Raw genomic sequence first — 12,854 nt, 5'->3', positions numbered from 1 at the left:
AATGAAGTTTATTTTTTGCCTGCTTTTTTTATTTCAAGTTAAAAACTGTAAGTCGGAAACACCCGCTCCTTCAAAAAATGAAGGTATTGCGGCAGTAAAGGTTGTGGAAAAAACACCGGATTCTTATATCATTAATTCTGTAGATCAAAATGCTGTTGGGAAGAAGATTGAAGACAAAGAAACCATAAAATCATTAAAAAAGATCTTAAAAAATTCTTTTCAGAGAGAGGTGGAAAGGCCTTATATGTGGGATATTTTTGTGGGTTCCAATGATACTTTATTACAGTTCTATCCTTATAAAAATTTCATGATTAATAATGTTCCGTTTAAATCTTATTACACGAAAATAAATTATGAAGACGGCAATTATCAATGTATATTATTAGTTAATGAAACTTCAACCGAACCTTACAACAGCATGATCGTTTTTGAAGATCTGAAATCTGAAGAAAATTATCAGAGATATGCTGAAGTGAAAGGCGACAAAGTTCAGGTGGTTTTGAAAGGACAGGACTTGAAAAATCTGCAATTTCAGGTGAAAGACGGAACTTTTTTAGACTATTTTGATACACCGACAGTTGATAAAAAATGGGGCAAAGAAGCAAAAGATTTTGCATATCAGTTGAAAGGAAGCACAAATAATCATGTGAAAAACGGATACTGGATCGAGAAAAAATATTCAATCGATTATAATAAAAACATTATTGAAGACGGAAATTACGTCAATGGCTTGAAAGACGGCGAATGGAATTATTCCCCTGAAGGACCTGTTGATAAAATTGAAGTTTACAAATTAGGGAAAGTTGTGAAAGTTTATTATCCTTAATTTATTGCAGTAATATTTAAAATTAATGGGTTGTGTTTTCATACACAGCCTCTTTTTATTTTTTTGAAATTAATTTTACAGAAAATATTTTTTGATTAAAAAATTATGGTATTTTTAGTTGATAAAATTTGGCATTGCTCTTGATAAAAGCAATTACATTAAAAAAGGAAAAACCTTATGATCAAAAGTAATATTATCGGTCTTTGCCTTTTGGCGGGACTTTCTGTACTTTCTTGTAAAAAAGATCAACACAAAAATCAGAAAAATGTAAAAGATTCTGCTGTGGTCTCTCAAACCGTTGATGACAGTGCAAAATCAATTCAAAAAACAAATCCTGTAGAAAAAGATTCTGCCAACGAAAATCAGACGGGTGAAAAAAATCCAAAGGATGTTAATTTGAAAAACGCTATTGAAGGAAAATATGTTGCAAAAACATGTGATGGCGGAATATTTTCAATTGAAATCAAAAATGTAAATGATAAACCAAGCTTTAAAATTTTGGATCAATCTAAGATCATTGCCTCAGGAAATGCTTCAGTAGAAGAGGAAGCGATGGAAGGGATTACCATCTCAATGGGTGAAATCGGCGGATTGTATGATGGGGACAAAATTACTATCCAGAATTATGGCAATTCGATGAACGAATTTGAGCATTTTATACAGTGCGGCGATAAATATTTGGAATTTACCAAGCAAAAATAAATGACAAAACATACAATCAGCATCCAGAAAACGGGTGCTGATTTTTTTATGATTAAAATTAAAAACCTTTGAAATTAATATTAAAAATTTTTTATCAATTGTTAATATTTCAGCATTAAATACACATAAAACTATTTTGTAAAGTAAAAATTTTAGATTAATTTGGTTTGATCCAAAAAACAAAAATATATGATCGTTCATTTTATTCTTTCCGGAGAAACACTGGAAAGTATATCTGAAGAAATTCATCTTGAAAATCCCAAATACCTTAAAGAATTTCACAATTTGCATTGTGCGAAAGAAGATATTATTCATGATAGGCTTATTCCAAGAAAAAAACTTCTGATTCCGGATAGTAAAACAATCAAAGAATACAACAGCAGAAATGATGCGCCTTTCAAAGATCCCAAGCTGAATCCTGAACTGCCTTTCAAACCTGAAAATTTCAGTCAGATATTTTCAGTAACGAATACCGAAATTGAAGAAACTGAATTGGATAAGAAAAACAATATTCTGTTGTACACGGTTTCGCTAAAATGGGTAGCAAAAGAGGAAAACTTTCATGTATTTCATCTTTTTAAAAATAATTTTTCGACTGAACATGGAAGTATGATGAATGATATTGCCGCAGCATCAATCCGAGCCCTGAACCCGATCGTCGTCAAAACCAATGAAAAAGGAGAGGTCATGAATGTGGGTTTGAAAGAAGAAACCATTGCCAGCTTTGGCAGTATCAGGGAAAATTTGTCTGATCTTTTTCCGGATAAATATGCCAAAATTTACCTTGATGAATTTGAATTTGCTGTTCTGGATAAGAAATTATTTGATCAGAGAATGAAAGAGGATATTTTTATCAAAACGTATTTCTCTTCTTTGCGAAATGAATTTAAAAACGGAAAATCATTCATTAAACAAACAATAGGAGAAGATAATATTCCAATTGAGGTAATACAGAGAGTGGAAGATGAAAAGTATACCAACGAAATTACACTTCAGCACAATATTCAGCCTCAACCCGGAATTGATTTTCATGGGAAATATGTTGTCTCAACGGAAACCGGGATGGTTAAAAATATAGAAATCAAGTATTTTATTTCTCAATATGGTGTAAAAAGTACCAATTTTTTTTCGGTAAAGGAGTTGTCATAAAGCACGATAAATAAAGGTTTGTTAAATAAATGTTAAATCATTTGTCGTAGAATTACGACATCAAATCGTAGAACTACTACAAAATATGAGATTGCTCTTCAAAAGCTTTCGGGAGGAAACCAGGCCACCTATCTTTGCAAGACAATCACTGAATCACAAAATATTATTAACGATTAAAATTTACCAATCATGGCAGGAAATTCAAGAGGAATCTTAAAATTCAATGGAGGCGAAGGCCAGAAATTATTAAAGCTGAATTATAGCGTATCAAGATCTACGGACGTTTCCGGAAGAGTGGCTTCAGACCCATCCAATGCGCTTATAAAAGTTACTATAGAAGCTACTGAAAAATCTGATATCTTAGAAAGCTTACTAAACGGAAAATACAAGCCTACAACAGGCGAAATCACTTTCAACAAATCTCACGAAGAAGGTACTTTGATTACCCTTACATGGGAAAACGGATATGTAATTCAGCACGAAGTTGATTTTGACGCGGTAGACGAAAACAGTATGTTGATCAGCTTCATCGTAAGCGCAGAAACAATCGACTACGGAAATTCGAAGTATGCAGGTCTATGGCCTTCAAGTTAATAAAATCACGTAATTAAAATTCATAAGAAGAAAGAAGACTGTCCCCATAAGGCGGTCTTTTTTTACCGTTATCAATATATCTGATTAAAATTTTTATTATGCTTTAAATAGAATTATATATCTCACTTTTATTAGACATATTTTATGTTCTGGAAAAAAACCAATATCTTAGTAAATGATAAAAATTCAGTCAATTATGGATTAATTTTTGCTGAGGTTTAGCGAAAATATGATCGGTGATTACCACCAAATCGGATATAATATTAATTTTTGATAAAAATACAAGATGGGAGTACTAGTAACCAACGAGACAGTAAAGCAGCTTTTTCATATTGCACAGTCGATTGCGAGGGAAAATTACAATGCGACATACGGCGCACCGCACATTTTGCGGGCTTTAATGCATAAAGATATTGGCCTTAATGAATTTTTAAAAAGCATCGACAAAGATCCGGGCTATTTTTACGAATGGGCAGATGTGCGTATTGAAGATTATCCGAAAACCACGCATCTTCCGGATGAGGTAGGAGAAGATGAGTTCGTAGATAATATCATAGAAGAAGCGGATGATATTCGTTTAAAATTAGGTTTAGACGAAATTACTCCTGTTTGTGTCTTAACGGCAATTGTAAAGCCTCAGGTTGCTTTTACATTACAACAGCTTAAATCTCTGCCTCTTAGAGAACATGAGATTTTCAATTTATACAGGAAAGATACTCCGTACGAAATTTCGGGAAACGGAGAATTTTCTTCAATTTTTTCAAACGGCTCAGAGTATTCTGATAATTCTTTTCCTTCTATTAAAAATTATTGTGTAGACAGGACGGCTCAGGCAAGAAAAGGCGAGCTGGAAAACATTATCGGAAGAGATAAGGAACTAAGAATGCTGGTTGAAATTCTTTGCCGAAGAAGTAAGCCGAACGTTATTATCATCGGAGAACCCGGAGTTGGAAAAACGGCTTTGGTAGAAGGTTTTGCCATCGAAATTACCAAAGGAAACGTTCCTGATATGTTGAAAAACGGAACACTTTTAGAGCTGGATACAGGAGCTTTACTGGCCGGAACTTCTTATAAAGGTGAAATTGAAGATCGTCTTAAAAAAGTAATCAATGAATGTAAAAAGATCGAAAAAGCGATTCTTTTTATTGATGAAATTCACACCCTTCTCGATCCGAAAGGAAGCATTGGAAACGTTGCCAATCTTTTGAAACCTGAATTGGCAAGAGGTGAGATCACCGTAATCGGAGCCACAACTCAGGAAGAATACAGAAAGATCATCGAGCCGGAACAGGCTTTCAATCGTCGTTTTGAAGTGTTGACAGTAAACGAACCGGATGAAAAAACTTGTGTTAAAATGATCGACGTTTTGCTGGAAGGTTACAAAAAACACCACGGAATTGAAGTAGAAAAAACGGCTCTTCCGGAATGTGTACGTTTGGCAAAAAGATATGCGAAAGGTAAAAAATTGCCGGATGCAGCGATCGATTTGCTGGACAGAACAATGGCCGCAATCAAAATGCTGGACGAGCTTTCGGAAAAAGAACTGGAAAGCTGGAAAACAAGATATGACGAAATTCTACAGGAAGAATTTTTAGACGAAAAAGATAAAGCGGATGAATTGATCTGGACGTATAATTTACTGAGAGATAAAATCAGTCCGATTTTGTGGGGTTCTCTCAGTGAGCAGCCGCAAATTGACAATTCTATGCCGGTTGAGCAGATTCAGAAAATCATTGAAGATACATACGCTGAACTTTTACAACACGCATCAGTAAAGAGAGAAAAGGTAGATCGTTTGGAACTGGCAGCGGTAATGGCCGCCAAAACAAGCATCCCGATTGGTAAGATCCAGGCTCAGGAAAAAGAAAAATTACTGAATATGGAAGGCCTGTTGATGAACAGGGTTGTAGGGCAGGATCATGCCTTGAAAATCCTTTCAGATGCAATCGTTGAAAACCGAAGCGGATTAAATAAACCCGGACAGCCAATCGGTTCGTTCTTCCTTTTAGGTCCTACCGGAACAGGGAAAACGGAATTGGCAAAATCTATGGCAGAACTGCTTTTCAATGACGAAAAAGCGATGGTTCGTTTCGATATGTCCGAGTTTAAAGAAGAACATTCAGCGGCACTTTTATATGGTGCGCCTCCGGGATATGTAGGATACGAGGAAGGGGGTATGTTGGTGAATAAAATCAGACAACAGCCGTATACGGTGGTGTTGTTTGATGAAATTGAAAAAGCGCATCACTCTGTTTTTGATGTATTTTTACAAATCATGGACGAAGGAAAGGTTCATGATAAGCTTGGAAAAGAAGGAGATTTCAGCAATGCCTTAATTTTATTTACTTCAAACATAGGAAGCGAGGAAATCGTAAAGCAGTTTGAGGAAGGAAAAATACCGGAATCGAATTCATTAATGCAGATTATGTCCAATTCAGGGCGTTTCAGACCGGAGTTTTTGGCGAGAATTACGGAAATTATTCCTTTTGCACCGATCACGGAATCTATTGCAGAGAGAATTTTTAATATTCAGTTAAAATCTCTTCATACTTCATTGATAAGATTAGGAATGACCTTGGAAATCAGTGATGAAGCGGTGAAAAACCTGGCTTTGGGAGGATTCAGCAGCAAATACGGAGCAAGACAGATTTCCGGAGTGATCCGATCTCAGCTGGCAAGACCGATCTCTAAAATGATTGTAAGAGAGGAAGTGAAAGCCGGACAGACGATTCATGTAGACTGGAATGCAGAAGAAGAAAAACTAAGCTGGAAAGTAGATTAAAAAATAAATTGCAAAGGGATAATTTCAATTTCCTTTTGCTTTTTTTTGACATTTTATCTAAAAAATATTAACAATGAAACCAAATTACAAGAATATTTTACAGGTATTGGTCGTGTTTTTGTTTTCAAATGTAATGAATGCACAATTTCTTTCTGCCTCCGATACTTCGGGAAGCAGTGTGAAGAAATACAAAAATATTATTAATGCCAATAAAGATATTGTTGATTTTATTGAGTATTCTTTAGCCGAAAAAGGATTACCGAGACATCTGAGAAATCTGGCGCTTATAGAATCTCATTTTGACAGAAACATTACTTCCGGAGCCGGAGCTGTAGGTGTTTGGCAGTTTATGACTGCTCATGCCAATCAATACGGACTCACGGAACAAAACAGAACGGATTTATATAAAAGTACCAAAACGGCCGTAACTTCCTTAACCAATCTTTACAAAAAATACAACAATTGGGTAACGGTAGTGGCAGCCTATAACTGCGGGGAAGGAAATATCGCCAAAGCAATGCAGGCAGCGGGTTCTTCACAATATCATGTTTTTTATAAATATCTTCCGACAGAAACGATTAATCATGTTAAAAAATATCTTAACGCCTGCTATGCAACGGGAGAACTGCAAAATGTTTTAAGCAACTACAATTCTTCGAGGATGAACACTGTTTTCTTTGTGAATGGTGGAAGCAAAAAGAATAACGAGCAATTGGCAGAGACGGATATCAATGCAGGTTTTAATTTAAATATCATTGCAGACGAACTCGACGTGGAAGTCGACAAGCTGCTCTCCTGGAATCCCGGAATTACCGAAGAGCTTCAGCAGAAAGGGGAAAGTACATTATATCTTCCGACAGATTTAATGCCTGATTTTTTATTAAGGAAAAACAAAATACTTTCAAGATCAATAAAAGAAGGAAACACTTTAACTACCAAACAATAACGACACTAAGCGATAATGTTTAACAGATCCAAATCACAGGTAATATGAAAACAGAATCACAAAATATACTGAAAAACCCTTCGTTCCGTCCCGCTCAGAATGCCGACGGAATTTCGGAGAACCATCATACGGGAATCAACAGACTCGTGAAACTTTCTTTGGTGATCGAAGGTAAAGTAATCAAGTATTACAAACATTTTAAGCTGACACAAAGCTCAAGACGACATCATGAATTCAGCGTTACGTTAGCTCATGATGCATTGGGAGACCGGCAAACCCACACGCTGGAAGAAGCCAATAAGTTTCTCGGAAAACGTCTTACGGCGGTCATTTCATATAAAGACATCGAAAATAGTCCCGAAAGAACTTTTGTGGGAGTCATCACAGGCGTAGGATTCAGCCAGGAAAAGATGAGCCTTGGGAATATTGTTTTAACAGGTTACAGCCCGACAATTTTATTGGATGGGGCACCGCACGTTCAGAGTTTCGGGGGTGGATCACCGGTGAATATGGGAATTATCGCCAATGAAGTCATTAAACAAGGCATTGATTCCAGCCGTTTTGATGTAAGAGTTGATACCAACGATTATTCCCAGATTATTTATAGCAGTCAGTACGACGAGACGCATTACAATTATTTGGCAAGAATGGCTGAAGCGTATGGCGAACAGTTTTATTATGACGGTGAAGTCTTACATTTCGGAAAGCTTCCGCCTCAGAATAAACCGATAAAATTAACCTACGGAAGCAGCGCCAATGATATTAAGGTTGAATTAAAAGCTGTTCACACAAAACCTCAGTTTTACGGCTACAACAGCAGTAAAAATGAAAAGCTGACATCCGGTGAAACTCCTGTTCAGCATGTGAGCGATCTGGCCAAAACAGCATATGCACACAACGAAAAAATTTATAAAACACCGGCTTTACAGGTAGCTCCGATTAAAGCATCAACCCATCTCGATGTAGAATATTCTCAAAAAAGCACGTCTGGAAGTCAGGCTGTCAATGTATTTTCTTTATCGGGAAATACCACGGTTCCGTTTTTACATCCGGGTTGCGTGGTAGATGTTCAGATGCGTAAACCGGATACGAATGAATCTTCTTATTTCACAAGAATCATGGTAACGGAATCGACCCATGAAATTGATACGATCGGCCATTACACCGGAAGTTTTGAAGGTATTGCTTCAGACACCGGATTTTTGCCGAAACCTGAATTTAAAACTCCTAAAGCTGAACCGCAGATTGCAACGGTAATTTCCAATACAGATCCGGAAGGTCAGGGAAGAGTACAGGTAAGATTCGACTGGCAGACCAATGATACAACACATTTCATCAGAATGATGAGTCCCGATGCGGGAGGAACCGATCAGATCACTCAAAACAGAGGATATGTGGCGATTCCGGAAGTGGGAGATCAGGTGATGGTGAATTTTGTTCACAGCCATCCCGACAGACCTTTTGTAATGGGAGGAATGTTTCATGGCGGAGTCGGACTTGGCGGCGGAGTGGATAACAGGGTGAAATCTATTCAGACAAGAAGCGGTCACAGAGTGGTGTTTACAGAAGATGAAAGCATCATCATCACCGATAAATCAGGAAACGAAATTCATTTGGATACAACCGGAAGCAATATTACAATTACCGCCCCGGAAACCATGACTTTAAACTGCAAAAATATGAATATCAACGTTGGTGAAAACATGACCACCAATGTCGGAATGAATAAAGCAGACACCATTATGGCCAATCATACGGAAAGTGTAGGTTCAATGAAATATTTAACGACAGGTGCAGATTTCATGACCAATGTTGTCGGAAAAATGAGCCATTACGTAAAAGGAGATATGGAAGTGTATGGTGAAAAGGAACATAAATTAACCAGCCTTAAAGGGGTCGAAGTAAGCAGCCAGGGAAAGGTGGAACATCACGCAGAAAAAGAAGTTCAGAATAATAGTGGCGAGAAATCTAAAAATCACTAACAATGAGCATCGAGTATTTTGTAGAAGGAAAAGCAGTCATGCAGACGGGAGGAGATAACAGGACTTTTGCCAAAGAAGGCATCAGTCACAACAGTACTGCAACCGTTGAACAGAAAGGAAAAGATACGGGAGTGAGCTATAATAAGGCTCAAACTATTAATCCTAATGATAAGCCCGTCAATACAATAGATGTGAGTTTAAATCTATTTTTCGACGGTACACAAAATAATAAAACCAACACTCAGCTTGGCGGTGGTTTTGAAGAAGCCAGCAGCGATAAAGACGATAGCTACAACAACGATTTTACCAACGTAGCCCGTGGTTACGATACGATAGATCCGAACGCTCAAAACCAGGTAACATGGTATATTGAAGGCATCGGAACGGAAGACAGAAAAAGTGACAGTGTCATCGGAGGTGTTGCGCAGGGAATTGGAAGTACAGGTGTTGTGGCGAAAGTTGCCAAAGGTTGTAAAAAAGGCGCTGAAGCGATTGTTGATAAGCTTAAAAATAATTTAAAACCCATCAATGTCCTTACGGTAAACGTTTTCGGTTTCAGTCGTGGAGCCGCTGCAGCAAGGCATTTTATACACGTTGCCAATTCTCCCGCATTGATTTCATATTCGCGGGGAAAAGAGATTTTACAGGTTTTTCCTCCTGAATTTATTAATAGTGATAATCTGATCATTAAAGATAAAGACGGTTCTAAGTTGCAGTTTATCATGCGGTATGGTTATTTCGGGGCTTGCCTTCTGGCGCAGGATCTTGAGGTGAAGGAGATCAAATTCCGTTTTGCGGGATTGTACGATACGGTTGCGTCTTACGGACTCAATCACAGAGGTGGTTTCGGAATTGATAATGATACCAAACAATTGGGACTCGATGCAGTAGGAGGCGGAAAAGTGAATTTTGTGCTGCAGCTGGCTTCTGATGATGAATATAGGGATAATTTTGATTTAACGAATATCGACAGTACAGGCTTGTACGGCCTGGAATTCACCCTTCCCGGAGTACATTCCGATATCGGCGGTTCTTACGGTGAAGGCGATCAGGAAATTTCGGTTCTTTATTGCGATTATTACGACCCTTACGACAATGTAAATACCCACAAAGAATGTGAAACGTTCAAAAAAATTGTGGTGGATGAAGGTTGGTATCACGAAAATCAATTGGAAATCAAATATTTTACTCAAAAAGATGTTAATTATGACCGCTGGTGGAACAAAACTTCCCTATATTATGGTCTTGTAGGAAAAAGAAAACTTTCCAATAAATATGATAAAATTCCTTTAAACCAAATGTTTCACTACTCAAAACAGCATGAAGTGAAGTATCTGGAAGATTTAATTAATGAAAATCATAAAATAAACGATCCTTTTTTAAGCGGAATCTACAGTCAGCTATCCTCTTATATGAATGCCTGCAATCAACTTAGAAATAAATATGTTGATGATTTTAAAGCAGGGAAAAAGCCGTCTGCAGCGAAGTACAAGCAGGATATTAAGGCGATATCGTATTTGGGACATATTAGCGAAGAAGATTTAAAGAAATTAAGAAATCAATATCTCCACTGGTCGGTAAAAGCCAACCAGATCGGCCTCGATGCAAAGCCCAATGACAATGCACCGAAAAAAAGAGGCGCACTTGCCGCCCAATACCGTAAAAGAAATATACAGAATGGATAAAACGATAAAAATATTATTTTTTTTTATACTCCTTTTCCAGAATATACGTTGCCAGAAAATGAAAGAAGAAAAACTGCCAGAATTCAATGTAGAAATCAGTAGCCCAAACAATGATATGATCGTTACTCCTGTCGAGGACAAAATCATCACATTGGAAGGCATTCCCGCAACTCTGCCTTACGGAAGTTCATCGGGAACATGGGGAACTTCGGGCAAAGGCTGGACCGAACAGCACGGAACGCCCATTGGTGCAGATATTACCTATTTTTCGAGGTATGAAGATACTTTTTATCACCTGAAAGCAGATTTTCCGGTAGATAAAATTAAAGAATATATGCAGCGTGCCTACGCTCAGAGGGAAGCTTCTCTGTACGATAAACCGTTGGAAGAATATAAAAACCTCGGAAGAAATGAAAGGTACAGCAATGCAGAAAATCCCTACAATAGCTTTACAACGCTCGTTTTCGGTTTTGCTCCGAAAGGGATGGTGGTGGTTTGGCTGAGGTTTCGGGCCGTTCAGATCGAGTTGGGAAAATTTCAGGCTGAAGTCATAAAAGATGATAAAGCATTAGAACAAAAATTTTTCTCAAAATTATCTGTTACGCGTGAAGAAATGAAGAAGAACAGGTTTATGGATGTAAAACCAAAAGAGTGGGACGATTACAGGCGAAAATATTCATGGAAGCCATTGTTTACTTCTGAAAATAAAGCATTAAAATTATTCGAATCCAATATCAGCTATTACAACGGGGAAGAAGAGGTCATTTTGCGCCCGTGGATCGATAAAATTCCCATAAAAGAAAGAGCTATCCCGAAAGAATTGAATTTCACCTGGGAAACCGCAAAAGATGAACAATACATAGGAAGAGCTTTTTTCAACTGGCTGGAAACGGATGACCAGTTTGAAAATGCCGGCGAAAATTTCAATGTTGAGTTTAAAATCGCTCCTGATAATAAGAGTTTCGAAGTATTGGTAGGAGGATATCCGATAAAAATTGACAGCACAAGGATTTTTAAAACCGAAAGAGAGTTTCATGATTCTTATAAATAATTGAAATTTAAAATTTAACCATAAAAGGCACAAAGAATAACACGATTATTTTAAGGTCATTATTATTAAACTCCAAACAAGAAAACAGAAATTTGTAAAAATCTCCGATTTTCGTCTCATGTGATCTTATATTTTAAGTTTAAATCTAAATCTCATGTGACTTATGTGTTAAAAAAAAATTGTGAATTAACAAAAAATAATATTCCGGAAAGTACAAATCTTCCCGGATTTTTTTCATTTAAAAATTAAAATTAATAAATGTTAACAATCATTAAAAATATCTTAAATTTTCTTAATATTTCCCTTTGTAGTGTGAAAAATTAATATTTTTATTTTATTAATTTATAGTTTATTGTATTGGTTTTTAATTAATTATGAATTGTTTTATTTCCATTGTCGTAGAATTACGACATCAAATCGTAGAATTACGACAAAAATTAAAATTGATATTTTAAAATTTTCAGGTTAAAAATATGTAGTCTATCTTTGACTCAACAAATCACACCAAATCACAAAATATTAACGATTAAAATTTACAAATCATGGCAGCAAATTCAAGAGGAATCTTAAAATTCAACGGAGGCGAAGCTCAAAAATTATTAAAACTAAACTACAGCGTTTCAAGATCTACGGACGTTTCTGGTAGAGTAGCTTCAGACCCTTCCAACGCAATCATTAAGCTTACAGTGGAAGCAACTGAAAAATCTGACATCCTTGAAAGCTTACTAAACGGAAAATACAAGCCTACAACAGGTGAAATCACTTTCAACAAATCTCACGAAGAAGGTACTTTGATTACCCTTACATGGGAAAACGGATATGTAATCCAGCACGAAGTTGATTTTGACGCGGTAGACGAAAACAGTATGTTGATCAGTTTCATCGTAAGCGCAGAAACAATCGACTACGGAAATTCGAAATACGAAGGTCTATGGCCGGGAGCTAAGTAATTAAAATTCAATCATCTTAGTAAAAATAAAATTGGTTACAGAATAGTGCGCTCGCATAGAGAATGCTATTCTGTTTTTTTCATTTTTTGAAACTAAATTATTTCAGACACTTCAATGGAGGAGCAACCAGTACTTTATTGAAATTGAATTAATGAGAATTTATTTGATTTTTTATCGAATAAATTTT

10 protein-coding genes are annotated in these 12,854 nt (G+C 36.5%); all 10 read left to right on the top strand.

Annotation, left to right across the window (positions count from 1 at the left end):
* Nucleotide 1: 1 nt before the first annotated feature.
* The 10 genes from BMX24_RS17780 to tssD (BMX24_RS17735) all read left to right on the top strand — a co-directional run bounded on the left by BMX24_RS17780 (nt 2) and on the right by tssD (BMX24_RS17735) (nt 12,667).
* On the top strand, nt 2-826 hold the full coding sequence (locus BMX24_RS17780; RefSeq protein ID WP_089795174.1) for a hypothetical protein: 825 nt from the start codon (nt 2-4) through the stop codon (nt 824-826).
* A gap of 177 nt (nt 827-1,003) precedes the next feature.
* Nucleotides 1,004-1,528 (top strand): hypothetical protein, encoded by a 525-nt coding sequence (locus BMX24_RS17775; protein ID WP_089795171.1) that lies wholly within the window; start codon nt 1,004-1,006, stop codon nt 1,526-1,528.
* A gap of 189 nt (nt 1,529-1,717) precedes the next feature.
* The gene (locus BMX24_RS17770) at nt 1,718-2,677 is read left to right on the top strand and encodes a hypothetical protein (RefSeq protein ID WP_089795169.1); all 960 of its coding nucleotides are present in this window, start codon (nt 1,718-1,720) and stop codon (nt 2,675-2,677) included.
* 189 nt (nt 2,678-2,866) lie between these two features.
* Nucleotides 2,867-3,271, top strand: a complete 405-nt coding sequence (gene tssD, locus BMX24_RS17765) for a type VI secretion system tube protein TssD (protein ID WP_170835745.1) — start codon at nt 2,867-2,869, stop codon at nt 3,269-3,271.
* Between the two features lie 286 nt (nt 3,272-3,557).
* The gene (locus tag BMX24_RS17760) at nt 3,558-6,053 is read left to right on the top strand and encodes an ATP-dependent Clp protease ATP-binding subunit (protein WP_089795164.1); all 2,496 of its coding nucleotides are present in this window, start codon (nt 3,558-3,560) and stop codon (nt 6,051-6,053) included.
* Nucleotides 6,054-6,126: 73 nt separating this feature from the next.
* Entirely contained in the window at nt 6,127-6,999 is an 873-nt protein-coding gene (locus tag BMX24_RS17755; protein ID WP_089795162.1) for a lytic transglycosylase domain-containing protein, read from the top strand.
* A gap of 44 nt (nt 7,000-7,043) precedes the next feature.
* Nucleotides 7,044-8,981 carry a type VI secretion system Vgr family protein gene (locus BMX24_RS17750; RefSeq protein ID WP_089795160.1) on the top strand — a complete coding sequence of 646 codons (1,938 nt, stop codon included), beginning with the start codon at nt 7,044-7,046 and terminating at the stop codon, nt 8,979-8,981.
* 2 nt (nt 8,982-8,983) lie between these two features.
* Nucleotides 8,984-10,666 carry a T6SS phospholipase effector Tle1-like catalytic domain-containing protein gene (locus tag BMX24_RS17745; protein WP_089795158.1) on the top strand — a complete coding sequence of 561 codons (1,683 nt, stop codon included), beginning with the start codon at nt 8,984-8,986 and terminating at the stop codon, nt 10,664-10,666.
* A 58-nt stretch (nt 10,667-10,724) separates the two neighbouring features.
* Nucleotides 10,725-11,717, top strand: a complete 993-nt coding sequence (locus tag BMX24_RS17740; protein WP_228404903.1) for a DUF2931 family protein — start codon at nt 10,725-10,727, stop codon at nt 11,715-11,717.
* A gap of 542 nt (nt 11,718-12,259) precedes the next feature.
* Complete coding sequence (tssD, locus tag BMX24_RS17735; RefSeq protein WP_170835744.1) at nt 12,260-12,667, top strand: type VI secretion system tube protein TssD; 408 nt, start codon at nt 12,260-12,262, stop codon at nt 12,665-12,667.
* Nucleotides 12,668-12,854: the final 187 nt, after the last annotated feature.

The organism is Chryseobacterium wanjuense, assembly GCF_900111495.1.
Taxonomy (GTDB): Bacteria; Bacteroidota; Bacteroidia; order Flavobacteriales; family Weeksellaceae; genus Chryseobacterium; species Chryseobacterium wanjuense.
This window is presented reverse-complemented; position numbering and strand designations above follow the sequence as displayed.